This is a genomic window from Cupriavidus sp. GW823-FHT07B10, from assembly GCF_058794355.1.
On the sequence record NZ_JBXAGS010000031.1, the window covers coordinates 1 to 24,366 of the forward strand.

Annotated in this window: 23 protein-coding genes; 10 read left to right on the forward strand and 13 right to left on the reverse strand. The window is 66.5% G+C overall.

All coding sequences use genetic code 11. From position 1 onward, the window contains the following. The 7 genes from AC1Q6V_RS33590 to AC1Q6V_RS33620 form a co-directional block, all read right to left on the reverse strand. Positions 1-218: ATP-binding cassette domain-containing protein (locus tag AC1Q6V_RS33590; RefSeq protein WP_492316632.1), on the reverse strand; the 218-nt coding region annotated here is incomplete at its 3' end. Positions 219-267: 49 nt separating this feature from the next. Beyond that, on the reverse strand, positions 268-957 hold the full coding sequence (locus AC1Q6V_RS33595; protein ID WP_010812507.1) for a DUF2848 domain-containing protein: 690 nt from the start codon (positions 955-957) through the stop codon (positions 268-270). A gap of 67 nt (positions 958-1,024) precedes the next feature. Beyond that, positions 1,025-2,251: an ABC transporter substrate-binding protein gene (locus AC1Q6V_RS33600; protein ID WP_011616637.1), complete on the reverse strand. Its 1,227-nt coding sequence runs from the start codon at positions 2,249-2,251 to the stop codon at positions 1,025-1,027. Between the two features lie 47 nt (positions 2,252-2,298). Next, positions 2,299-3,642 carry an amidase gene (locus tag AC1Q6V_RS33605; RefSeq protein WP_010812509.1) on the reverse strand — a complete coding sequence of 448 codons (1,344 nt, stop codon included), beginning with the start codon at positions 3,640-3,642 and terminating at the stop codon, positions 2,299-2,301. A 2-nt stretch (positions 3,643-3,644) separates the two neighbouring features. Beyond that, positions 3,645-4,025 (reverse strand): cupin domain-containing protein, encoded by a 381-nt coding sequence (locus tag AC1Q6V_RS33610; protein WP_010812510.1) that lies wholly within the window; start codon positions 4,023-4,025, stop codon positions 3,645-3,647. Between the two features lie 45 nt (positions 4,026-4,070). Further along, positions 4,071-5,555, reverse strand: coding sequence for a 4-hydroxyphenylacetate 3-hydroxylase family protein (locus AC1Q6V_RS33615; RefSeq protein ID WP_010812511.1), 1,485 nt, complete (start codon positions 5,553-5,555; stop codon positions 4,071-4,073). A gap of 36 nt (positions 5,556-5,591) precedes the next feature. Continuing rightward, complete coding sequence (locus AC1Q6V_RS33620) at positions 5,592-6,125, reverse strand: flavin reductase family protein (RefSeq protein WP_011616636.1); 534 nt, start codon at positions 6,123-6,125, stop codon at positions 5,592-5,594. 369 nt (positions 6,126-6,494) lie between these two features. Here AC1Q6V_RS33620 and AC1Q6V_RS33625 point away from each other — a divergent pair, with 369 nt between their 5' ends. Continuing rightward, entirely contained in the window at positions 6,495-7,718 is a 1,224-nt protein-coding gene (locus AC1Q6V_RS33625; RefSeq protein WP_010812513.1) for an IscS subfamily cysteine desulfurase, read from the forward strand. Here AC1Q6V_RS33625 and AC1Q6V_RS33630 read toward each other — a convergent pair. Beyond that, the gene (locus AC1Q6V_RS33630) at positions 7,715-8,257 is read right to left on the reverse strand and encodes a MarR family winged helix-turn-helix transcriptional regulator (protein WP_010812514.1); all 543 of its coding nucleotides are present in this window, start codon (positions 8,255-8,257) and stop codon (positions 7,715-7,717) included. The two genes, AC1Q6V_RS33625 and AC1Q6V_RS33630, sit on opposite strands and share 4 nt — an antisense overlap. Positions 8,258-8,365: 108 nt before the next feature. Here AC1Q6V_RS33630 and AC1Q6V_RS33635 point away from each other — a divergent pair, with 108 nt between their 5' ends. Then, complete coding sequence (locus tag AC1Q6V_RS33635; RefSeq protein ID WP_454750290.1) at positions 8,366-8,947, forward strand: nuclear transport factor 2 family protein; 582 nt, start codon at positions 8,366-8,368, stop codon at positions 8,945-8,947. 10 nt (positions 8,948-8,957) lie between these two features. On the opposite strand, the gene AC1Q6V_RS33640 is transcribed toward AC1Q6V_RS33635, so the two are convergent. Both AC1Q6V_RS33640 and AC1Q6V_RS33645 read right to left on the reverse strand, forming a co-directional pair. Then, positions 8,958-10,130, reverse strand: a complete 1,173-nt coding sequence (locus AC1Q6V_RS33640; RefSeq protein ID WP_454750291.1) for a M20 aminoacylase family protein — start codon at positions 10,128-10,130, stop codon at positions 8,958-8,960. Positions 10,131-10,155: 25 nt separating this feature from the next. Further along, on the reverse strand, positions 10,156-11,499 hold the full coding sequence (locus AC1Q6V_RS33645) for a DUF3100 domain-containing protein (protein WP_454750292.1): 1,344 nt from the start codon (positions 11,497-11,499) through the stop codon (positions 10,156-10,158). A gap of 187 nt (positions 11,500-11,686) precedes the next feature. Between AC1Q6V_RS33645 and AC1Q6V_RS33650 the strand changes: the two genes are divergently transcribed. Next, positions 11,687-12,607: a LysR family transcriptional regulator gene (locus AC1Q6V_RS33650; RefSeq protein WP_010812518.1), complete on the forward strand. Its 921-nt coding sequence runs from the start codon at positions 11,687-11,689 to the stop codon at positions 12,605-12,607. An 18-nt stretch (positions 12,608-12,625) separates the two neighbouring features. Here the strand turns inward: AC1Q6V_RS33650 and AC1Q6V_RS33655 are convergent, their stop codons facing one another. Beyond that, positions 12,626-13,861, reverse strand: coding sequence for a CaiB/BaiF CoA transferase family protein (locus AC1Q6V_RS33655; protein WP_454750293.1), 1,236 nt, complete (start codon positions 13,859-13,861; stop codon positions 12,626-12,628). A gap of 125 nt (positions 13,862-13,986) precedes the next feature. Here AC1Q6V_RS33655 and AC1Q6V_RS33660 point away from each other — a divergent pair, with 125 nt between their 5' ends. From AC1Q6V_RS33660 to AC1Q6V_RS33670, 3 genes are all read left to right on the forward strand, one after another. After that, a complete protein-coding gene (locus AC1Q6V_RS33660; RefSeq protein WP_454750294.1) occupies positions 13,987-14,832 on the forward strand; it encodes an IclR family transcriptional regulator in 846 nt (281 codons plus the stop codon). Positions 14,833-14,954: 122 nt separating this feature from the next. After that, positions 14,955-15,953, forward strand: a complete 999-nt coding sequence (locus AC1Q6V_RS33665) for a Bug family tripartite tricarboxylate transporter substrate binding protein (protein WP_454750295.1) — start codon at positions 14,955-14,957, stop codon at positions 15,951-15,953. Between the two features lie 35 nt (positions 15,954-15,988). Further along, positions 15,989-17,191 carry an acyl-CoA dehydrogenase family protein gene (locus tag AC1Q6V_RS33670; RefSeq protein ID WP_454750296.1) on the forward strand — a complete coding sequence of 401 codons (1,203 nt, stop codon included), beginning with the start codon at positions 15,989-15,991 and terminating at the stop codon, positions 17,189-17,191. A gap of 28 nt (positions 17,192-17,219) precedes the next feature. Here the strand turns inward: AC1Q6V_RS33670 and AC1Q6V_RS33675 are convergent, their stop codons facing one another. Further along, positions 17,220-18,131 carry a LysR family transcriptional regulator gene (locus tag AC1Q6V_RS33675; RefSeq protein WP_454750297.1) on the reverse strand — a complete coding sequence of 304 codons (912 nt, stop codon included), beginning with the start codon at positions 18,129-18,131 and terminating at the stop codon, positions 17,220-17,222. Between the two features lie 98 nt (positions 18,132-18,229). Here AC1Q6V_RS33675 and AC1Q6V_RS33680 point away from each other — a divergent pair, with 98 nt between their 5' ends. Next, positions 18,230-19,843 carry a sulfatase family protein gene (locus tag AC1Q6V_RS33680; protein WP_454750298.1) on the forward strand — a complete coding sequence of 538 codons (1,614 nt, stop codon included), beginning with the start codon at positions 18,230-18,232 and terminating at the stop codon, positions 19,841-19,843. Positions 19,844-19,905: 62 nt separating this feature from the next. Next, a complete protein-coding gene (locus AC1Q6V_RS33685; RefSeq protein ID WP_011616629.1) occupies positions 19,906-20,874 on the forward strand; it encodes a Bug family tripartite tricarboxylate transporter substrate binding protein in 969 nt (322 codons plus the stop codon). Between the two features lie 17 nt (positions 20,875-20,891). Here the strand turns inward: AC1Q6V_RS33685 and AC1Q6V_RS33690 are convergent, their stop codons facing one another. Next, entirely contained in the window at positions 20,892-21,821 is a 930-nt protein-coding gene (locus AC1Q6V_RS33690) for a LysR substrate-binding domain-containing protein (RefSeq protein WP_058698918.1), read from the reverse strand. 154 nt (positions 21,822-21,975) lie between these two features. Here AC1Q6V_RS33690 and AC1Q6V_RS33695 point away from each other — a divergent pair, with 154 nt between their 5' ends. Next, complete coding sequence (locus tag AC1Q6V_RS33695) at positions 21,976-22,965, forward strand: Bug family tripartite tricarboxylate transporter substrate binding protein (RefSeq protein WP_011616627.1); 990 nt, start codon at positions 21,976-21,978, stop codon at positions 22,963-22,965. A 101-nt stretch (positions 22,966-23,066) separates the two neighbouring features. After that, complete coding sequence (locus AC1Q6V_RS33700) at positions 23,067-24,362, forward strand: hypothetical protein (RefSeq protein ID WP_454750299.1); 1,296 nt, start codon at positions 23,067-23,069, stop codon at positions 24,360-24,362. Positions 24,363-24,366: the final 4 nt, after the last annotated feature.

Genomic DNA, 24,366 nt, shown 5'->3' on the forward strand with positions numbered 1-24,366 from the left:
TCACGGGTGATGTCGATGCCGTTGAAAAGGATGGTGCCGGTGGTCGGCTCCAGGAACTTGGTGAGCAGGTTGAAGCAGGTCGTCTTGCCGGCGCCGTTGGGCCCGATCAAGGCATGGATCGACCCGCGGCGTACCCGCAGGTTGACGTCGCTCACCGCGGTAAAGCCGCGGAAGGCCTTGCCGAGGTTGCGGGTCTCTAGTATCAGGTCTTGGTGCATGGCGGTGACTCCGTGGCGCTGCCGTGTCTGTGGGGATGACGCGGCATGCTCAGCCCGCCACGGGCAGCGCAGCGACCGCATAGGCGTGGCGCAGCGTGCGCCCCAGCACCGGGTCTTCCAGCTCGATCTCGAAGCGCTCGGCCGGGCGGATGCCGCCGATCGCGGGCAGCGTGCCGCACAGCATGGCCGAGCCTTCGCCAAAGTCGCCGCCATGGCCGCTGAAGCGCTGCAGCAGGTCCGCAGGAGAGCGCATGGCGGTCACCGGACCTTCCTGGTACAGCACGCGCTCGCCGTCGATGGTGGCGTAGGAGCGCAGCATCAGCCGGTCCCAGTGGCCTTCCACCTCGGCAAGGCGCCACAAGGCCGGGGCGCAGGGCTTCTCGCACATCTGCTTGGACACGGTGATGCCGTAGGTCTCGGCTTCGCGGTCGGTATGGTCCGAGGCAATGCCCACCAGGATTTCATCGCCGTCCCGGACCAGCAGGAACTCGGCTTCCCCGCTGCTGGCCTCGCCACTGACCTGGATCTCCGGGGCCGGCCCCAGGCGTTGCGCAGCGACGCGATAGAACACCGGCGTATAGGGCGGGCGCTTCACGCCCAACTCCTCCAGTTCGCGGATATGGGCTTCCATGGCTTCGACGTCGCGCCCGGTCCATCCCGCCACGATGAGCTGATGGATGGTGACGGTGCGCTGCGACTTGCCCTGGCAGCTGTCGAGTTCAAAGGTAAGGGTCTGCATGATCGGTTGCTCTCTGCAATGGGGTGGAGTGCCGGCTGGAATGCCGGCCTCGATGAGGGATGTGGGCTTACTTCCTGACCAGCGGGCAAGTGCTTGCGCTGAGCGGGCGGAACGCTTCGCTCGCGGGAATCACGCTCTTGATCTTGTAGTAGTCCCAAGGGCGCTTGGACTCCTGCGGCCGCTTCACTTCGACCAGGTACATGTCGTGCACCATCAGGCCGTCGGCGCGGATCGTGCCGTTCTTCGCAAAGAAGTCATTGACCGGGGTCTCGCGCATGCGGGCCAGCACGGCATCGCTGTCGTCGGTTCGCGCGGCCTGGATCGCCTTCAGGTAATGCGTGGTCGACGAATACACGCCGGCATGCACCAGGGTCGGCATGCGCCCGGTCTTGTCGAAGAAGCGTTGCGACCAGGCGCGCGTGGCGTCGTCGCGATCCCAGTAGAACGATGTGGTCAGCGTCATGCCCTGCGCGGCTTGCAGCCCCAGGCTGTGGATATCGCTGATAAACATGTGAAGCCCCGCCAGCTTCTGCTTGCCCGCGGTGTTGATGCCGAAATCCGCGGCGGTCTTGATCGCATTGACCGTGTCGGCGCCAGCGTTGGCCAAACCGATCACCTTCGCACCCGAGGACTGTCCCTGCAGCAGGTAGGACGACAGGTCGGCGGAGTTGATCGGATGCCTGGCCTTGCCCTTCAGGGTGCCGCCGACACTGGACAGCGCCTCGGTGCCGTCCTTCTCCAGCGACGCGCCCAGGGCGTAGTCGACCGTCAGGAAGTACCAGCTGTGGTCGCCGCGCCGGGCCAGCGCCTTGACCGTGTTGGCGGCAAAGGCGTAGGTGTCGTACGAATACTGGATGGTGTAGGGCGAGCAGTCTTCATTGCTCAGGCGCGTGGTGCCGGCACCGCTGGCGATGACGATCTTGTGCTTGAGCTTGCCCAGGTTGGATACCGCCAGCGCGACCGAGGACGGCAGGGCGTCCTGGATCACGTCGACCTTCTGGTTGTCGAACCAGCCGCGCGCCAGCGTGGCGGCGACGTCGGTCTTGTTCTGGTGGTCGGCGCTGACCACCTGGATGGGGGCGCCCAGCACCTTGCCGCCGAAATCGTCCACGGCCATCTGCGCGGCCACCACCGAGCCCTTGCCTCCGATATCGGAAAAGATCGACGACATGTCGGTCAGCACACCGATCTTGACCACGCCGTCGCTGATGGGGGCCGGGTCGGCTGCGGAAGCAGTCGCCGCGAACAGGGTGGCGCAGGCCAGTACGGCGGCGCCGGTACGGATATCAGGCATTGTTGTCTCCACTGTAGTTATGGGTACTTCTGTACTGCTGCGGGGGCTCAACCCCGCTCGTGCCGCAATGCCCCCTCGATGCCCATGCCGATGGCCAGCAGCCTGCGGTCGGACAGGTGGCGCCCGAACAGCATCAGCCCCACCGGTGCGTCGCCCGGGCGATGGCACGGGACCGACAGCGCGCACAGGTCGAGCATGTTGGCGATGGCCGGGTTGCGCAGCAGCAGCCGGTTGGTGCTGAAGAAGGCTTCGTCGTCGTCCAGGTCCGCGATGCGCGGCGCCACGACCGGCACGGTGGGCAGGACCACGGCATCGAATCCCGCCAGCTCGGCATCGGCCTGCCGGCACAGCTCGCCCCGGCGCTGCAGCATGCGCAGGTAGTCGGCGGCACGCTGCCCGTCAGCCAGCCGGATGCGCGACAGCACGCGCGGGTCATAGCGATCGGCCTGCTCAGCCAGCAGGCTGCCGTGCCAGGCACTGGCTTCCGCTGCGACCAGGCCGCCGTTCGCGCCGATGCCGGCCAGCTGGTCCCAGCTGTCGAAGCTCACGTCCTGCAGCAGCGCGCCCGCCGCGGACAGCCGGCGCAGCGTGCGGCTGAAGACCTCGGCCACCTCGTCCGACATGCCTTCCAGCACCAGGCCGGTGGGCACCGCCAGGCGTAGCCCTGCCAGCGGCGCCGGCCCCGCGGGCGGCACCTCGCCCGCCATCACGGCATCAACTGCGGCGCAGCACGCCACAGTGTTGGCCAGGCAGCCCACCGAGTCATAGCTGGGCGACAACGGCACCGTGCCCTGCAGCGGCACGCGCCGCGCCGTGGGCTTGAAGCCGGCGATGCCGCACAACGCGGCCGGGATCCGGCACGAACCGCCGGTGTCGGAGCCGATCGCGGCCAGGGCCATGCCGTCGGTCACCGACACCGCAGCCCCCGACGACGAGCCACCGGGAATGCGGCCCGCCTGCCGGTCGTAGGGATTGCGTGGCGTGCCGTAGTGCGGATTGATGCCGACGCCCGAGTAGGCGAACTCGGTCATATTGGTACGCCCGACAAACACCGCCCCCGCCGCACGCAAGCGCGCAATGACCGGCGCGTCGGCACTGGCCGCACGCTCCGGCAGCACACGTGCGCCGGCGCGAGTCACGTCGCCCTGCACGTCGAACAGGTCCTTCACGGACACCGGCACGCCCGCCAGCGGGCCGGCCACGCCCTGCTCGCGCAGCATGTCGCTGGCCTGGGCCTGCTTGCGCGCCGCCATGCTCACGCCATGCGGGAATACGCGCGCGCCCTCGCCGCCTGGATTGCAGATACGTTCGACGCATGACGCCAGCAGGGACAGCGCGTTGGCGCTGCCCGCGGCAAGCTGGCGCTGCGCGGTTGCGATAGTCGCTTCCATGATCAGGCCGGGTCGTAGTAGTGGATCTCCAGCAGCATGCAGCCGCCGTCTGACTTGAACGGGCCATGGAAGGCGCCGGGCGGGCGGCAGGCGTAGGTGTTGGGGACGAAGGCCTCGCCGCCCTTGCCATTGGCGTCGTTGCCGACGGTCAGGTCGCCGCTGAGCAGGTAGACCTCTTCCCAGTACTCATGCACGAAGGGCGAGGTGGTGAACACGCCGGGCTGGAAACGCAGCAGGCGCGTACGGCTGCCGCTGCGGCCGTTCTCGTCCAGCGAGCCGGACAGGATCTTCTGCTGGATACCCGACGGATAGCCGTGGGGGACCTCCCAGCCGGACTCCAGGTCCAGGGTGTGGAACTCGTCGTGAAGTTTGGTGATTGCCATGTCGATCTCAGTGTTCGATGCGGGAATTGGGAAAGGTGCGGAAAGTCAGGCGGCCTGCGGCAGCTTGGCCAGTTCGCTTTCAAGGGAATAGCTGCCGAGCATGTTGTCGACCAGGCCGGATGCGTTCTGCCAGTCGTAGGTGCGATAGGCATGCCCCTTGGTGACAAAGGTGGCGCCGGCATAGAACATCTCGTACTGGTTGTGGCGCGACGCAAACTCGGAGCCGACCGCGTCCCAGGCGAGCTTGAAGAACTTGACGCGCTCTTCCGGGCTGCACACCGGCGACTTCTGCGTCTTGGCGATGATCCCGGCGAGCGACGGATTGGCGAAATCCTCGATGCTCGACGGCAGCATGATCATGCCGCCGCCGGCCAGCTCGCGCAGCGTGGCCAGCACCTTGCCGTAGAGCTGCTGGGTCACCACCTGCGAGCCGTACAGCATGCTGCGGTCCGGCACGAAGTAGCCATGCTTGCCGACCTGGCCCTTGGCCTCCATGCCGTAGACCCAGGCCTCGACCATGCCTGCTTCGGCGGCGAGCTGGCCCAGCATTTCCCTGACCTGCGGGAAGCTGTTGGTGCCGTTGATCTCGGTGATGCGGTGCGCCAGGCCCACCAGGAAACGCAGCTTCACCATCAGCCGCACCTGGCACTGGTAGTTCTGGTAGACGTGCGCCGGCGTGGCGTGGAATTGCCTGGCGCACAAGCCCACGTCGCCCGCGACGAAGATGCGCTCCCACGGCACCTTGACGTCGTCGAAATAGAGCACCGCGTCGTTCTCGTCAAAGCGGCTGGCCAGCGGGTTGTCGAACACCGAGGTGGCATTGGCTTCATACGACTTGCGCGACATCACCTTCAGGCCCTTGGTGTTCATCGGCACCGCGAAGGACAGCGCATACATCTCGTCGCCCTCGCGCAGCGGCTGGATGCAGCTGCAGAAGACCTCGTTGGCCATGATGCCGCTGGTCGCCAGCATCTTGGCGCCGCGCACGGTGATGCCCTCCGCGTCCTGGTCGACGATGCCCACCGCCAGGTACTTGTCTTCCTGCTCGTGCGCGGACTTGGACTGGTTGGCCTGCGGGTTGACGATCACATAGGTGAGGAACAGGTCGTTGTCGCGGGCATAGCGGTAGTAGTCGCGCAGCGCGCCGGCACGTGCCGGATCGGCCTGCTCGAAGACATCGATGCCCATGTACATGCCCGAGATGCAGGAAGCCACGTGGTCGGGCGAGCGGCCCATGAAGCCGTAGTGCAGTTCGGTCCAGGCTTCCAGCATCTGGCGGCGTTCGACCAGTTCGTTGTAGCTGGCCGGCAGCTCCCAGATCCGGCTGACGCGCCGGTCGGTGCCCGCCGGCTGGAAGGTCATCTTGTCGATATTGCCCGGCTGCGCCTGAAAGTCGTAGAGGTTGGCGTAGCTGCGGATCGAATTGCGGAAGGCCGGGTGGCTGGTGACATCTGTCACCCGCTTGCCGTCCAGGTACACCTCGCGGCCATCGCGCAGCATGGCGATGTGCTGGTTACCGGTCTTGATCATGTCGTTCTCCTGTGCTGACTGTCTGTTCTTGTGGATTCAGGCGGCGGCCGGGCTGTCTTCCAGTGCCCGGTACTTGCCGCCAAAGAAGATGAGGGGCCGGCCGTCCTGGCGGGCCTGGTGACGGACCACCCGCCCGATAAAGATCACGTGGTCGCCGCCGTCGTGCATGGCATAGGGCTCGCACTCGAAGGTGGCCAGCGCGTCCGGCAGCAGCACGTGGCTGTCCTCGTTGCGCTTGCTGAAACCGATGCCTTCCCACTTGCCGGAATTGGCCCTGGCGAAGCGGTTCGAGATATCCTGCTGCGCCTCGCCCAGCACGTTGACGGCATAGCGCCGCGCGCTGCGCAGGTCGCCCAGGCTCAGGCAGCGGCGGTCCACCGAGAACAGCACCAGCGGCGGGTCCAGCGATACCGAGTTGAACGACGCCACCGTGATGCCGACCGGCAGCCCTTCTTCGCGCGGCGCGGTAATCACGGCGACGCCTGTTGCAAACATCGCCAACGCATTTCTGAAGCGGCGCTGCGCTTCGGCGTCCACATTGACGCCCTGACCGACAGATGACTCAGCCATCACGACTCCTACGCAAGTGTTGTCACCAAACCTGTTATTTTGTTTATTTACCTTTGTAACTTAGGTTTTATTGAATGCTATAAAACAACGGCATTCAAGTTGGTGGAAACCATAGAGTGCGGAGCCGGACAGCTCCCGAGGCGACTCAATGAAATCCGGAAACCGTTGCTGGACAAGTTTTTCCGGCTAGCGGACAGGTGGCGCCACGCGGCCTGAATTGCAACTGTCCGCGCGTCAAGCAACCCTACCGGCAGCATGGCGCTGCCGCGAACGGCCGCTACCCGGTGCTAGACTCGGCCCCACTTTCCTTGACCAGCGGGTACGCTTTGCCCACGGTCGTCCCCACATCCGCCTCCAGGAATGAGCGCCATGCAATCCGAGCCGAAGACCCTTCCGATCTACATGGACTACAGCGCGACGACACCGGTCGACACCCGGGTCGTCGAGAAGATGGTTCCCTACCTGCATCAGCAGTTCGGCAACCCCGCATCGCGCAGCCATTACTACGGCTGGCAGGCGGAAGAGGCAGTCGAGGCCGCGCGCGCGCATGTGGCGGCGCTGCTGAATGCGGACCCGCGCGAGATCATCTGGACCTCCGGCGCGACCGAGGGCAACAACCTGGCGATCAAGGGCGCGGCGCATTTCTATCGCGGCAAGGGCAACCACATCATCACGGTCAAGACCGAGCACAAGGCGGTGCTCGATACCTGCCGCGAACTGGAGCGGCAGGGCTTTGAGGTGACCTATCTCGACGTCGGCACCGACGGCCTGGTCGACCTTGACGCGCTGCGCGCGGCCATGCGGCCGGACACCATCCTGGTTTCGGTGATGATGGTCAACAATGAGATCGGCGTGATCCAGCCAGTTGCGCAGATCGGCGAGCTATGCCGCGCGACGGGGGTGGTGTTCCATTGCGATGCGGTGCAGGCCGCCGGCAAGATCGCCATCGACCTGGATACCCTGAAGATCGACCTGCTCACCGTGACGGCGCACAAGGTCTATGGCCCGAAAGGCATCGGCGCGCTCTACGTGCGGCGCAAGCCGCGCATCCGCATCGAGGCGCAGATCCACGGCGGCGGGCATGAGCGCGGCATGCGCTCAGGCACCCTGCCAACGCACCAGATCGTGGGCATGGGAGAGGCCTTCAGGCTGGCAAAGCTGGAACTTGCGGAGGAAGCGCGCCGCGTGGGCGCGTTGCGCGACCGGCTGCTGGCGGGGCTGTCGCGTCTGGACGAGGTCTACGTCAACGGCAGCCTGGCGCACCGTATCCCGCACAACCTGAACATCAGCTTCAACTATGTCGAAGGCGAATCGCTGATCATGGGCATCAAGGACGTGGCGGTGTCGTCGGGCTCGGCCTGCACCTCGGCTTCACTGGAGCCCTCGTTCGTGCTGCGGGCGCTGGGCCGCAGCGACGAGCTGGCACATAGCTCGATCCGCTTTACGCTTGGGCGCTACACCACCGAGGCAGAGGTGGACGAGGTCATCCGGCAGGTCAGCGAGACCGTTACCCGCCTGCGTGAACTGAGCCCGCTATGGGAGATGCACCAGGAGGGCATCGATGTCGGCACGGTGCAGTGGGCCGCGCACTAGCCTTTCTGCCGGCGCGCCTGCAGGTGTTCGAGATCCAGCGCGGCGCGATCGCCGTTGGCGACCAGCCGGTCGACCACCGAACACAGCACCTTGAATTCGGTGCGGGAAACGCCGTCGAACAATACGTCGTTGATCTGCTGCTGCACCGGCAGCAGTTCATTGAGCAGACGGGTCCCGGCGGCGGTGATGGTCAGACGCATCTTGCGCTTGTCTTCGGGATGGGCCTTCTTGTCGATCAGCCCCAGCTTCTTGAGCTTGCCGGTCTCGATGGTGATGAACGGGCCGCTCAGGTGCAGATGGTCGGCGAGCTGGTTGACCGTCACCTCGCCTTGCTGCGACAGGTGCAGGATCGAGCGGATCAGCGAATACTGGACCCCCGTCAGGCCGATCAGGCTGCCAAAGCCGTCGCGCACGGACAGCAGGCGCGCGGCAAACGGCAGCAGGCCATTCACCAGGTGTCGGAATTCACGGTCCGAGCCGTCGACCAGGCACGCCGGATGCGTTACGGTCAGGTTCTTATTTGCAGGAGTCGTTGCCATCGGCGGTATGTCCACTTAGCTTTTGATACAAGCTTTGTGCCAAATTCTAACAAACTCGCCGCAACACCCTGGCCGCCCCGCCTTTCAACCCATACCCCCGAGTCCAGCATGAACACAATCCCGCTCGCCACCGCCAAAGCCCGGCTGGCCCGATACGTCGAGGCCAAGGACAACAATCGTCCGGCGCTGATCCACGAAGCCTTCGCTCCGGATGCGTCGCTGACCTTCTCGATCGATACCGACTCCATCAGCTTTCCGCCCAAGGCCGAAGGCGCGGATGCCATTGCCTCGACGCTGGTCAGCGAGTTTGCCAAGACGTTCGACCGCTGCCGGACCTACTACATCGGCGACGTTGCCGCGGCGCTGGACGGCAACGCCATGACGATCCCCTGGCTGGTGGTGATGCGGGAAACCGCGGCCAGCGCCTTGCGCGTCGGCAAGGGCCATTACCGCTGGGGCTTTGCCGCCGGCGATGACGGCACGTACCGTATCGCCAACCTGCATATCCATATCGAACGGATGGACACGATCGCCGATCCCGGCGCGGTCACGCTGGCGGCCCTGCAGGCGGCGCTGCCCTATCCCTGGCTGCCGGCGCCGGTGCTGGCTGCCGCCATCGAAGCGCACACCGGCGCGCAGCCCGCGCTGGGCTTCCTGAACGTGTTCGCGCAAGCGGCCCGCAGGTCCTGACGGGCGCGGATCATCTGGCCGGCAATTGCTGCGCGACCAGCGCCACCCAATACGCCGCGCCCAGCGGCAGGATCCTGTCGTTGAAGTCATAGTAGGGATTGTGCAGGGGCGGGTCTTCCGCGCTCTCGCCGGCGCCGATGCCGATATAAGCGCCGGGGCGCTTTTCCAGCATGAAGGCGAAGTCCTCCGATCCCATTGCCGGCTTGATATCGGTCTTCACGTTGTCGGCGCCCACCAGTTGCGCGGCGGCGGCAATGGCGGCGTCGGTCTCGGCGGGGGTGTTGACCACGCCGGGGTAGCCGGGGCGGTAGTCAATCGCGATCCGCGCCTCGTGGGTCGTGCCCACGCCCTCGCAGATCTGCCGCATCGCCGTCTGCGTGCGATCCCGCACGGCGGGGTTCAGCGTGCGGATGGTGCCGCGCAGCACCACCGACTCAGGCAGCACGTTCCAGGTATCGCCGCCGTGGATCTGCGTGATGCTGACCACGACCGAATCGGTGGGATCGGTGCGGCGGCTGGCAATGGTCTGCAGCGCGGTGATCAGGTGCGCGGACACGACCACGGAATCGATGCCGTGGTGCGGCTGGGCGCCATGCGCGCCCTTGCCGGTGATGACGATCTCGAAGTTGTCCAGGAACGCGGTCATGGTGCCGGCGCGGATGGCGAACTTGCCGCGTGGCAACTGGGGGAAGTTGTGCATGCCATAGACGGCATCGGCCGGGAACTGGTCGAACAGGCCATCTTCCACCATCACGCGGCCGCCGCCTTCATTCTCTTCGGCGGGCTGGAACACGAAATGCACCGTGCCGCGGAAGGCATCGCGGTTGCGCGACAGGTGCGCGGCCGCACCCAGCAGCATGGCGGTATGGCCGTCGTGGCCACAGGCGTGCATCTTGCCCGCGCAGGTGGAAGCGTGGGCGGCCTTGCCCAGCTCCTGCATGTTCAGCGCATCCAGGTCCGCGCGCAGCGCGATGCTGGGGCCATCGCCGTTGCGCAGCGTGCCGACCACGCCCGTCGTCGCCAGTCCCCGCTGCACTTCGATGTCCATCAAACCCAGCGCCTGCGCCACGATGCCAGCGGTGCGGTGTTCTTCGAATGCGGTTTCCGGAACAGCGTGGATGTCGCGGCGCCAGGCCAGCATGTCCTGGCGGATGTCGTCGGCAATATCGGGGTCGCGGTACATGGGTAATCTCTGCTACGGGTGGGATTCAGTGGAAGAACTCGGCAATCAGCGTGGCGCCGAGGAAGGTGCCGGCCGTGGCCGTCAGCGACACCACCACGATGCGCCAGCCGAGCAGCCGGAACACCGGCAGGTCCTTGGCCACCGAGAAGCCCGCCAGCGCCAGCACCGGCGTGGTGAAGGTCATGAAGTTGAGTTTTTCCGTCATGGCGATGACGGCGTCGGAGAACGGGAACATCCCCGGCACGCCGATCAGCGTGACCACCACCGACATCGTCAGCAGCAGCGGCACGCGCGGGAACACGCGCTTGAGCAGGTCGCAGGCCACCACGATGGCAATGGCTACCAGGATGCCCTTGAGCGATACCGACACCGGCACGTTGTATGACAGCTTGTTGCCGATCAGCACGCCGGCACCAACCAGGAACCAGCCCAGGGCGGCATCCCGCGCCGAGGTGCCGTGCGCCAGCGCGCCATCGAGCTTGACGTCCCGCACCTCGCGCATGGCGTCACGGCGCGAGAAGCGGCCCAGTACCGGCTCCAGCTTGCCGTACAGCCATGAGCACAGCGGCAGCGACAGGAACAGCGTGAAGTAGAAGCCGGCCACCGAGGTCAGCAGGTTCGACGCCGCGGCAATCGCCATGATCTCGGAAGCCTGCCCGGGGTGCTGCGCGACGATGGCGCCGACGGCCGCCGCCATCAGGCTGCCCGAGCCCACGCCGGCACCCATGGCCAGCGAACGCGGATCGAAGATGCCCAGGCTGCTGACAAACCCCGACAGCACCGCGATGAAGAGCGCGCCCAGCACGGTGCCGGTGATGTACTCGGCCAGCACGCCGCGGCCTTCCGGCGACGCCATGCCGTATTTCTCGCCGATGATGACGATATTGCCCTCGCGCCCCACCGAGAAGGTGGCGCCCACGGCCTCGCGCTTGATGCCGAGCAGCAAGGCCAGCGGCAGGCCCAGCGCCAGTGTCCCGAGCGCGTGCCCGAACTCCTGGAACAGCAGCGCCCAGCCCGCGCCCTTGAGCTGCGGCAGAGCGCCGCCCACGGTCAGCCCAAGCTTCACCACGAACAGCAGCAGCCCGGCATTGAGCAGCCCGGTCGCCAGCGATTGCAGCGGCGCGTCGATGCGCACGGCGCGCGGCACGTTCCTGGCGGCGATGCCCCACGCCGCGGCCATCAGCAGCGCCCACAGCATCGGCATCAGCACGACCTTGCCGGGCCCCAGCTTGAACTGCACCGCGCCAATGGTTTCGGCAATCGCCACCACGACCAGCATGACAACGGCCAGTCGTACCTTGCCACTGCCGGTGACGGCGGCAATCGGGGAAGCGGGCGCAAGCGCCGGCTGGGCAATGGGGTTGGTCATCACGTGTCTCCGCGGGAAGGCTGCTTATGCTGCACAAAAGTGCTTTCTTCGGCATTCCGGTTCGATGTTGACCGCTTACCGAGAGGATCGGGCTAGTATTCCGGCCCCTAAGCGTTTCATCAATGATCGTGATATGGGAAACTCGTTGCATTCAATGCAACGCTCAGCGGAGTGACACGTGCTTTCGATGGACGACAAACTGGACACGCGGCGCGTGCGCTACTTCATGCAGGTGCTCGACAGCGGCTCGGTCCGCGGCGCCGCCGAAGTCCTCGACATGGACCCCTCAGCCGTCAGCCGGGCCATCGCCGTGCTGGAGAAGGACTGCGGCACGCGCCTGCTGGAGCGGCACGGCCGCGGCGTGGTTGCCACCGAGGCGGGCGATCTGCTGGCCGCCTACGTGCGCAACCAGAACAACCAGAAGCAGCAGTTGCTGGCCGAACTCGACAGCATCCAGAAGGTGGCGCGCGGCCATATCGACATCGTGGCGGGCGAAGGTTTCGTCGAATGGCTGATGCGCCATAGCCTGCGCACCTTCATGCTGGCCCACCCGGGCATTACGGTGGACCTGTCGGTGGGCAGCACCGACGAGATCGTGCAGCGCATTGTCGATGGCAGCGCCCATATCGGGCTGGTGTTCCAGCCCCCCAAGGACGCGCGGCTGCGCTGCCACCACGCCCATCCGATGCCGATCCAGACCCAGGTGCTGGCCTCGCACCCGCTGGCGCAGCTGGGCCGGCCGCTGGACCTGCAGGACCTGCTGCCCTACCCTGGCGCCACCCTGCACCGGACCTTCGGCGTGCGCCAGCACATCGAGGCCGCAGAGATCAGCGAGGGCGTGCGCCTGCAGTCGCTGCTGACCACCTCGTCATTCAATGCGCTGGGGCACTTCGCGGCGGCGGGGCTTGGCTACGTCCTGTGTACGCGCCTGGCCTTGTGGAACCAGCTTAACGAGGCGCCCGTGGTGTCGCTGCCAATGAAAAACCCCCTGCTTTACCAGGGGGAAATCCAGACCGTGTCGCGCCAGGGCCGGGTGTTGTCGCCGCCGGCGGCACGGCTGTTGCGGCAGATCGTGGGGGACTTCTCGGCGCTGATGACTGGGGAGTGAGCCTTCGCGCCCGGTGTGTCAGACCACGCCCTCCGCCCGCAGCCGGACCAGCTCCTCATCCCCGATACCAAGCCGCCCATAGACCTCGGCATTGTGTTCGCCCACATCCGGCCCGGTACGCGGTGACGGCGGTGCATAGCCCGAGAAGCGCGGCACCACGCATGGCGCCGGCACCGAGCCCAGGTCCGGATCGGGCAGCCGCACGATGGCCTGGCGCGCCGCCATCTGCGGGTCGTCGACGATATCGGCGATGCTGAATACCTTGCTGAATGGCACCTGGCACTGCTCCAGCCGGGCCGCCACGGCGGCATAGGGCTGCGCGGCAAACCACTCGGCAATGCTGCCGTCCAGCGCTTCGATATTGCGCACGCGCCCGGCGTTGGTGGCGTATTCCGGCGCCTGCGCCAGTTGCGGTGCGCCCATGGCCTCGGCCAGCCGGCGGAAGGTGGCGTCGGAGGAGGCCACTACCGTGACCCAGATCTCGTCCGCGGTGCGATACATGTTGGACGGCGCCGCGTAGGTGGTGCGGTTGCCGGCGCGCTGGCGCACATGCCCCAACTGTTCATATTCGATGGCCAGCGGATCCAGCAGGCGGAACAACGCCTCGGTGGCGGCCAGGTCGATCTCGCGGCCGCGCTGGCCGGGCCTGGCGCGCTGCTCTGCCACCGCAGTGGCAATCGCAAACGCGCCGAACAGCCCGGCGATCATGTCCCCCACCGGGTAGTTCATATGCATCGGTCCGCTCTGCGCGGTGCCCGCCAGGTTGGTGAAGCCGCTCCTGGCTTCAAAGATGCGGGCAAAGCCGGGCCGCGCCGCATCGGGCCCGGTCTGGCCGAAGCCGGTCAGCCGCAGCACGATCAGCTTCGGGTTGGCCGCGTGCAGGGTGTCGAGATCCAGCCCCCAGCGCGCCAGCGTACCGGTGCGGAAGTTCTCGACCAGCACATCGAACTGGGGCAGCAAGCGCAGGAAGATCTCGCGGCCGCGCGGCGTGCGCACGTCGAGCGAGATGCCGCGCTTGCCGCGGTTGGTCACCTTCCAGTACAGGGCGTGGTCCTCGGTAACCGGTTCAAGCCCGCGCAGCGGATCGCTGCCGTCGGGCAGCTCCAGCTTGACCACATCGGCGCCCGTGTCGGCACACAGCGTGGCGGAAAACGGGCCGGCCACCACGGTGGCCATGTCCAGGATGCGCAGTCCGGCCAGCGGGCCTGTGCAGTGTGCGTCTGGCGATACAGCGTGTGTGTCCTGGTCTTGCATGGCGGGCCTCCGGCGGCATTGGCGTCTGCTGCAAGGTGGCAGGCGGCTTGCCCGGATGCAAGCACGGTTTCGCTGTGCGGAACTGTCGTGCTACAACATTGACGCCCCCATCTCCGGATCCCAGCATGGAACCCAAGCAACCACCGCACAGCATGGACCGCAACCCGGAACACCTGCCCCTGCCAGGCCTGGCCAGCGAGGATGCACTGGCCACCGACCGCCAGTTCGCCACCAACCTGGCGCGCGGGCTGGAGGTGCTGCGTGCCTTCACGCCGTCCAGCCCGGTGCTGGGCAACCAGGACATCGTGGCGCGCACGGGGCTGCCCAAGGCGACGGTGTCGCGGCTGACCTACACGCTGGGGCTGCTCGGCTTCCTGAGCCGCGTGCCCGGCAACCAGAAGTACCGGCTGGGCGCCGGCGTGCTGGCGCTGGCCTACCCGATGCTGGCCGGGCTGGCGATCCGCCAGGTGGCGCGGCCTTATATGGAGGCCATTGCACGGGAAACCGGCTGCACGGTGAACCTGGGCATGCGCGAGCGGTTGTCGGTGGTGTACGTGGACAGTTGCCGGCTGGATCCCGGCAACCTCTACCAGCCGGACATCGGCAGCACCCGGCCGCTGCTGGCCAGCGCGATCGGCCGCGCGGTCTTGCTGGCCTGCAGCGCAGACGAGCGCACGGCGCTGCTGAACCGGCTGCGCGTGGACGATCCGGAGCGCTTCAACGTTGAGCGCCAGATGTGGGCGGACGACCAGAAGCATTTCCGCACCCACGGCTACTGCCTGAGCCGCGGCGAGTGGCGGCCAGAGATCCACGCGATCGCGGCACCCGTGCGCCAGTCGCTGCACGAAGACCCGTTTGCGCTGAACTGCACCATCGCCGCATCGCGCAACCGCGACAACATGCTGGAGCGCGAGGTGGCGCCAAGGCTGCGCGAGGCAGTGCGGCAGATCGAACTGAGCTGCGCGCGCTAGCCGGCAGGACGCAGCAATGCACTCTGCCGGCGATGTCGCCGGCATGACAAGCGGCCCGCCAGAGGCCCGCATGAAACCGCGCCGCGGGAAATCCCCCGGCGCAGGCAACCCAAGGAGACAAGATGGATGCCATCCAACCATTGCGCCGGCTCGCTGCCGGCATGCTGGCCTGCGCCGCGCTGATGCCACTGCCAGTGCTGGCCTCCCCTGACAATGCGGCGCGCTTCCCGGACCACCCGATACGGATCATCGTGCCGTTCTCGGCGGGCGGTGTGGTCGACTCCGTCACCCGCATCACCGCGGAGAACATGGCCAAGGTACTGAAGCAGCCCGTCATCGTCGAGAACAAGACCGGCGCCGGCGGCGCCATCGGCGCGGACTTCGTCGCCCGGTCACCCGCCGACGGCTATACGCTGCTGGCGGTCAGCCCCAGCTATGTGGTCGGGCCGATGCTGAACCCGTCGATCCAGGGCAAGAGCGGCAAGGACTTCCGCGCGGTGGCGGGCATTGGTGCCGTACCCAACGTGATCGTGGTGCCGGTTTCGTCGCCGCTGCGCACACTGCCTGAACTGCTCGACGCCGCGCGCAGCAAGCCCGGCACGCTGACCTACGCCAGCGCGGGCGTCGGCACCTCGAACCATCTGTCGGCCGAACTGCTGGCGCAGATGACGCAAGTGAAGCTCACCCACGTGCCCTACAAGGGCCAGCCCGAGGCCATGAGCGACCTGCTGGGCGCGCGCGTCTCGATGATGGCGCTGACCTCGGCCATTGCCCGCCAGCAGGTGCAAACCGGCAAGCTGCGCGCGCTGGCGGTGACTTCGGCAAAACGCTCAGCCGTGATGCCCGACGTGCCCACCGTGGCCGAGGCCGCGCGCCTGCCCGGCTATGAAGTGGGCGGGTGGTTCGGCCTGGTCGCGCCGCAGGGCACGCCGGACGCGGTGGTGCGCAAGCTGGCCGAGGCCGCCGCGCAGGCCACCGCGGACCCCGCCACGGCACGCCGCCTGGCCGAACTCGGCATGGACCTGGCACCGCAATCCACCGCCGCATTCGACCGCTTCCTGGACACGGAAACCAAGAAATGGACCGGCGTGCTGAAGACCGCCGGCATCACGGCACAGTAGCCGCACACGCTCATCCAACCTACCGGAAACATTCCATGATCCGCGACTCCGCCCGCCAGCAAGCGCTGCTTGCCGATATCCGCCGCTTCGTGCTCGAAACCTGCATCCCGCTAGAGGCGGAGATCGACCGCACCGATGTCATCCCCGAGCCCGTGGTCGAACAGATGCGCCGCCTCGGCCTGTTCGGCCACAGCATCCCCGAAGCGTACGGTGGCGCAGGGCTGACCACCGAGGAGCTGGCGTTGGTGAACATCGAGGTCTCGCAGGCCGCCACCGTGTTCCGTGCCCGCTTCGGCGGTAATACCGGGATCGCCTCCGAATCGCTGGTGGCCGACGGCACCGAAGCGCAGCGGCAGCGCTACCTGCCGCAACTGGCCTCCGGCAAGGTGACCGGCTGCTTTGCGCTGACCGAACCGGAAGCCGGCTCCGATGCGACATCACTGCAAACCACCGCAAGGCAAGACGGCGATCACTACGTGCTGAACGGCAGCAAGTGCTTTATCACCAATGCGCCGATCGCCGACCTGTTCACCGTGTTCGCCCGCACCAATCCCGATACACCGGGAGCCCATGGCATCAGCGCCTTCCTGATCGAGCGCGGCACCCCGGGCCTCAGCACCAGCGAACCGGAACGCAAGATGGGACAGCACGGCTCGCCGGTGGGCGATGTCTATCTGAAGGACTGCCGCGTGCCGGCCAGCGCCATCGTCGGCGGCAAACCCAATGTCGGCTTCAAGACGGCGATGAAGGCGCTCAACAAGCAGCGCATCAACCTGGCCGGCCTGTGCGTGGGGCCCGCCATCCGGCTGGTCGACGAGATGGTCCGCTACGCGGCGCAGCGCCGGCAGTTCGGCAAGCCGATCGCGGACTACCAGCTGGTGCAGCAGATGATCGCCGACAGCAATACGGAACTGCACGCCGCCCGCGCACTGGTGCTCGACACCGCGCGCAAGCGCGACGCCGGCGAGGACGTGACCATGGAGGCGTCGATGTGCAAGCTGTTCGCCTCCGAAATGTCCGGCCGCGTGGCCGACCGCGCGGTGCAGGTGTTCGGCGGCAGCGGGTATATGGCACGCACCGTGGCCGAGCGCTTCTATCGCGATGTGCGGTTGTTCCGGCTGTATGAAGGCACGACGCAGATCCACCAGCTCAATATTGCGCGCAGGACGATGGAGGCGCGTGGGGCGGTGCTGGAGGGGAGTGGGCCTGAGCCAGATGCGAGGCAACCGGCGCGGTAGCCGGATGGCGTCCTTGCTGACTATCTGACTATCCGTGCGCGCTGGCAGCCAGCGCGTCCATGAACGCCTGCCGCAGCGGCGTCTGCTCGGTGTCCCGGCGCCGGAGCACGCCGACCATGCCCTCGCGCCGGTATGGCAGCCGCAATATCGCCACCTGCCCCAGGCGACTAAAGAACGCTGCCATCCGGCCTGACATCACGGCCAGCAGTTCTCCCTGCTGCAGCAGCGACACGTTGGCAAGCAACGTCGCGCTCTCGATCCGCACGCATGGGGCGGGTTCGCCGGCCAGTGCCAGTTCGTAGTCCAGCTCGCGCCGGATCTGGCTGGTCACGGGCGGCCCCACCCAGGTATAGGCGCGCGTATCCGCCCACCCGACCTTGCGCTTGCGCGCGAGCGGATGCGTGGGGCCGGCGATCACGCGGATGGTCTCCGGATATAGCAGGTCGCAGCGCAGCGCGCCGTCGATGCCCTGCACTTCGGTACGCCCCATGACGAAGTCCAGCCGTCCTTCGCGCAGGGCCGGCAGCATGTCTTCGACGGTGCCCTCTGCCAGCGTCAGGTGGGCATCGGGAAAGCGCTCGCGGAACCGGCTGATCGCCGACGGCAGCAGGTCGACCGATACGGTTGGCGTCGCGCCGATCGCCAGTTGCCCAGCCGCGCCTTCTGCAATCACGCGAATGGTGGCCTGGGTGCGTTCGATCTCATTGAGGATGGTGCGGGCATGTACGACCAGCGCTTCGCAGAAGCGGGTCGGCACCAGGCCGCGCGAATGCCGCTCGAACAGCGCCACCCCCAGTTCACTCTCCAGCTCGGCCAGCCAGCGCGACAGGGCTGGCTGGGTCATGTTCAGGCGCGCAGCGGTACGGCTGACATTGCGGGTTTCATGTAGCGCCACCAGCACATGCAGCTGGCGGATACGCATCCGTTGGGTCCAATCCATGGTATGAGTTTCAGGTTATAGCAGAGGTCATATTAATCATTTCAATGGAATCGCGGACGATGCAATAATTTTTCCATCCCCCGCAAGCCGCCATTGCCATGCCCCCGTCCAGCATTCCCGCCAGCGCCCGCCCCAATTTCCTGCTGTTCATCACCGACCAGCATCGCGCCGACCATCTCGGCATCTATGGCAACGCCGTGGTGCAGACGCCCAATATCGACCGGCTCGGCAGCCACGGCTGGGTGGCAGAGCGCTGCTATGTGGCCTCGCCGATCTGCATGCCGAACCGCGCATCGCTGATGACCGGGCGCATGCCGTCGGTACACGGCGCGCGCCACAATGGCATTCCCTTGCCGCTGTCACAGACGACGTTTGTCGAGCGGTTGCGCGATGCCGGCTATCGCACGGGGCTGGTCGGCAAATCGCATCTGCAGAACATGACCGGCCTTGCGCCCGTCTGGCCACGTCCCGGCGATCCGCGCACGGAGGGCGAAGCGCGCCGGCCTGAAAGCGGGCGCTTCGACCAGGAATGGGGACCGGCCTGGCGCGACGATCCTGACTTCGCCATGTCCCTGCCGTATTACGGCTTTGCCGACGTGCAGCTGGTGACCGACCATGGCGACACGGCCGGCGGGCATTACCGGCGCTGGCTGGAGCAGCGCCATCCCGAAGTAGCGCGTGCCTGCGGCCAGGAGCATGCCATCCCGACGCCTGGCTATGTGTTGGCCGAAGCGCGGCAGGCCTGGCGCACGCGCGTACCGGAAACGCTGTCGACCACGGCATGGATCGGCGATCGCACCATTGACCTGCTCGGGCAATACGCGCAGGAGGACGCCCCCTTCATGATCCAGTGTTCGTTTCCGGATCCCCATCACCCGTTCACGCCACCCGGCCGATTCTGGGACATGTACCGGCCCGAGGACATGACCCTGCCGCCCTCGTTCGACGCCGATCCGGCGCTGGCGCCGCCGCACCTGCGCTGGATGCACGCGCAGCGCGACGCCGGCCGCGCCGTCAAGCATACGCCGGCGATGTTCGCCTGCACGGCGCGCGAGGCCCGCGAAGCGCTGGCGCTGAACTATGGCTCGATCGCGCATATCGACGACACCATCGGCCGCGTGATGGCGCACCTGGCCGCGCTCGGCCTGGATCGCAACACTGTGGTCCTGTTCACCAGCGACCATGGCGACTTCTTCGGCGATCACCAGTTGCTCTGGAAAGGGCCGCTGCACTACCAGGGCCTGATCCGCACGCCGCTGATCTGGTCGGAACCCGCAGCGCGCACGGGCACCGATGCCCGCGCCGCGCGCAGCCAGGCACTGTGCTCGAGCATCGATATCGCGCCGTCGATTCTCGCGCGCGCGGGCTGCGCGCCCTACAACGGCATGCAAGGCCTGTCGCTGCTGCCCGCCATCGCCGGCGAGGCATTGCCGCGGGAAGCCCTGCTGATCGAGGAAGAGAACCAGCGCACCATGTTCGACTTCCCCATGCGCACGCGCATGCGGACGCTGCAAACCGCGCGCTATCGGCTCAGTGTGTACGAAGGCGCGCCGTGGGGCGAACTCTACGACCTTGAAACCGACCCAACCGAATCGCACAACCTGTGGGATGCGCCAGCGCTGGCAAGCACGCGCCAGGCGCTGCTGCACCAGCTGCTGGTCACGATGATCTCGCACAGCGACGCCAGCCCCAATCCGACCGCGCTTGCCTGAATCGGGTCCGCCCGCGCCACCAGCGGCAGCACCCCATGACAACAATATCCACGGAGACAACCATGACACCCCGTCCCTTCAGAATACTGATCGCCGCAGCCATGCTGGCGGCCGCGGTCCCCGCCTGCGCGCAGGATGCCTACCCGGCCAAGCCGGTCCGCCTGATCGTCAACTTTCCTGCAGGTGGCCCGCTCGACACCGTGGCACGGCTCATTGCCGAGCGTGCCGGGCGCGACCTGAAGCAGCCGGTCGTGGTGGAGAACCGCTCCGGCGCCGGCGGCAACATCGGTGCCGAAGCCGTCGCGCATGCGACGCCGGACGGCTACACGTTGCTGATGTCGACTGACACCGTTGTCACCGTCAACCCGTTCGCCTATCGCAAGATGTCGTTCGACCCGGTCCGCGACCTGGAGCCGGTTGGCCTGGCCGGCACCTTCAATCAGGTGCTGGTCACGCATCCCGGCCTGAAAATCCGCGACCTGAAGCAGTTCCTGGCTGCCGGCAAGGACAAAGACCTGTCCTATGCATCGGCTGGCGTAGCATCGCCGGGCCATATTGTGTTCGAGATGCTGAAGGCACGCACGCAGATCCGGGGCACCCATGTCCCATACAAGGGCAATGCGCCAGCGCTGAGCGACGTGCTCGCGGGCCAGGTACCGGCAGGATTCCTGGCCACGCCGACCGCCGTGCAATACATCAAGGGCGGCAAGCTGGTCGCGCTTGCGGTGTCCGGCCTCAAGCGCGACCCCTTGCTCCCGGACGTGCCGACGGTGGCAGAGACCGGCATCGCCAACTTCGATGCCGAGTTCGCCTTCGTCATGTTCCTGCCCTCAGGCACGCCCGCGGCCATCCGTGCGCGCTGGGAGCAGCAGCTCAAGACCGTCTTCGCGGACGCGGATTTCCAGAAGAAGCTGCTGGCACAGGGCGTGCGGCCGCAGACGAGCAACGGCGCGGCGGCAGCGCAATGGCTGGCCGCGGGGCGTACGCGCTGGGGCGAACTGATCCGCAAGCTCGGCGTGTCGCTGGACTGAGCGACTGCCCGGGGCCTTCAGCCCCGCCCCCGCCCCGCCTTCTCCGCCAGCGGCGAGCGCACGCGAAAATGCGCCGCCAGCAGCGCCGCGAATTCCTCCGCGATCTCCGATGGCGCGGAATGCCCGGAGAACGCCATGCGCACCTCCACCGGGCAGCGCGGTGCGAGCGGCACCACCCGCAAGCCGTGTCCGAATACAGCCGCGACATAGGGATTGACGATCCCTATGCCCGCCCCTTCGGCCGCCATCGTGCAGATCGTGCCTGAGTAAGTGGTCTCGATGGTCGCCGACGGCTCGACGCCGGCTTTTTGCATGAGCCGCTGCACCGCCAGGTGCAGCGCATCGTCTGCGTTCAGCAGGATCAGGAACTGCCCGCGCAAGTCGCGCACGCGAAGGGTGTCGCGCGCCGCCAGCGCGTGTTCCGGGTGCATGACGCACACCGCCCCCGACTGATGCACCACGTTGACATCCAGGTGCGGATGATCGATCTCGCTGGTGGTCAGCACCAGGTCGTAGAGGCCATGCAGCAACCCTTCGCGCAACTGGTGCCCGCCGACCGTTTGCAGGCTGATATGCACGTCCGGGTGGCGCTCGGTGAACGGCCGGATCACCTTGGGCATCACCCCCAGCCCGAGTGAAGGCGTGCAACCGATACGCAGCACGCCGGTGCCGGACTTGCGCAGCACCGCCACGTCCTGTTCGATCCGCGCCAGCCCCTGGAAGTGGTTCTGCACCGTGTCGAACAGGCGCCGCGCTTCCTGCGTCGGCCGCAGCCGGCCCTTCTGGATATCGAACAGCTTCAGTTCAGTCGCCGCCTGCATCTGGGCCAGCAATCGGCTCACCGACGGCTGGGTCGTATGCAGCATGGCAGCGGCCGCGGTCGTGGTTCCGGTCAGCATGACCGCGCGGAACGCCTCGATCTGGCGGAAATTCAGGGGACGGGACATGGCATCGGCAAGGGACGGGCGCGTCGGGCAATGTATATCAAATCTGCATAGGGTGCATTGAACAAAGAATTATTCAGAATGCCAACCCCTCCTCTACACTCGCTTCGCATTGCCGCTTCCAAGACGGCAGGACCAGAACCCAAGGAGAAAGTTGATGAAGCGGCATTCACCCCGGAATGTTTGGAAACGCGCGATCGTTGCGGCCGTGCTGGCCATCGCCGGCACGGGCAGCGCGCTCGCCCAGCCGGGCTATCCGGACCACACGATCCGGATCATCGTGCCGTTCAGCGCCGGGGGCAGCTCGGACCTGCAGGCACGCATGCTGGCCGACCGGCTGGGCAAGCTCTACAAGCAATCGGTGGTGGTCGAGAACCGGCCCGGCGCCGGCGGCCATATCGGGGGCAAGGCCGTGGTCGATGCGGCGCCCGACGGCTACACGCTGCTGCTGGGCTCGCTGGGCCTGCACGCCACTTATGCCACCTTCAAGAAGCTGAACTACAACCCCGCCACCGACCTCAAGGTCGTGACGGTGCTGGCCGAGATGCCGCACGTGGTGGTGGTCAACCCGAAGCTGGCGGTGAACAACCTGCAGCAACTGGCCAGCCTGGCGCGCCAGCAGCCAGACACGCGGACCTTCGGCTCGGCCGGCGTCGGTTCCTCGGTGCACATGATGGGTGAGCTGTTCCGCCTTAATGCCAATGCCCCGATCACGCACGTGCCATACAAGGGCAGCTCCGCGGCCATGACGGATCTTCTCGGCGGCCAGATCGACATGATGTTCGAGAATCCGCCCACCACGCTGGCCTATATCCGCTCCGGCAAGCTCAAGGCGCTGGCGGTGACCGGCAAGACCCGCTCGGCCGCGCTGCCCGATGTGCCCACTGCCAGCGAAGCCGGCTACCCGTCGTTCGTGGCGACTTCCTGGACCACGGTTGCGGTTGGCGCCAGGGTGCCCGATGCGATCGCGGACAAGCTCAACGCCGATATCCGCCAGATCGTGGCCACGCCGGAGTTCCGGCAGGGACTGCAAGAGCAGGGCATGACCCCGGTGGCCAATACGCGCGATGCCGCGCAGAAGTTCGTCGCCGCGGAGAAAGTGCGCTGGGACCAGGTGATCCTGAAGGGCAGGATCAGCGCCGAATAAGCGGCTTCCATCCGCGCACGGACACGCCCCCTTCATGGCTGGCCGCGCGGCCAGCCATTGCCCCTTCCAGACTTCAGCTTCAACACGGACACACACGCTTCATGTCAACGGAACGCATCATTGCCAAGCCGCTGCCCTGCCGCCGCGTCGGCGCGGGCGAGCCTCATCACTTCTTCGGCTACTACAACAAGACCAACTGGGACCGCAGCGGCCGCTACCTGCTGGCGCAGCGCGTGCCGATGGCCGATGCCGACCTGACCCCCGACCTGGTTGCCGAGATCGGCTACTTCGACCTGCAGGACAACGACCGCTTCCATCGCGTGGGGGTAACTACCGCCTGGAACTGGCAGATGGGCTCGCAGCTGCAATGGCTGGATGGGGAAGCACAGCGCCAGCTTGTCTACAACTGCCGCACCCAGGACAGCAAGGCCTTCTATCCCAACCTGGGCGCCACCATCTTCAACCTCGATACCGGTGAAGCGCGCCAGTTGCCGATGCCGGTCTATGTGGTCGCGCCGGACAGCCGCTATGCACTGTGCGTGGACTACCGCCGCCTCTACGTCACGCACCAGACCATCGGCTACAGCGACCACGGCACCCAGCCCGCGCTGGACAATGCGCCCGCCGACGACGGCATCCACTACATGGACCTGCGCACCGGCCAGACGCGCCTGGTCGTGAGCTACGCTGATCTGCGCAACTTCAATCCGCGCGCCTCGATGGACAAGGCCATCCACTGGGTCAGCCACATCGAAATTAACCCGTCCTCATCGCGTGTGCTGCTGCTGCACCGCTGGACCGAACGGGTCGAGGACGAAACCTGCTTCCTGCACCGGCTGATCACGGTCAATCCGGACGGCAGCGACATGCGCTTGCTCGAATGCTCCGACCATCCGCTGCCGCAGCTTGCCGAAGATTTCGATCCGAACGCGGTCGGCACCTTCGACTATGAGAAGTCCGAGTACCAGATCTCCCATCCGCTCTGGCAAGACGATAGCAATATCATCGTGTGGGGACCGCACGCGGGCAGCATCCACTACCACCTCTACCACGACAGCCCCGGCGGCAAGGTTGAAGTCATCGGCGACGGCATCCTGACCGAGAACGGTCACATGACCTTCTCGCCCACCAACAAGCGCTGGCTGCTCAGCGACACCTATCCCGACGCGCACACCAACGAGCGCGTGCTGTTTCTCTTCGACATGGCGCAGGGCGTGCGCCATGACCTGGGCAGTTACTACACCAGCCCGGTCCTGAAGAAGGAAAACCGCTGCGACCTGCATCCACGCTGGAGCCGCGACGGGCGGCACGTGTGCATCGATTCGATCCACGACTCCGAGCGGCAGATGTATATCGTCGACGTTTCCGCGCTGATCGACGAGGCAGGCCAGGCGTAAGGCG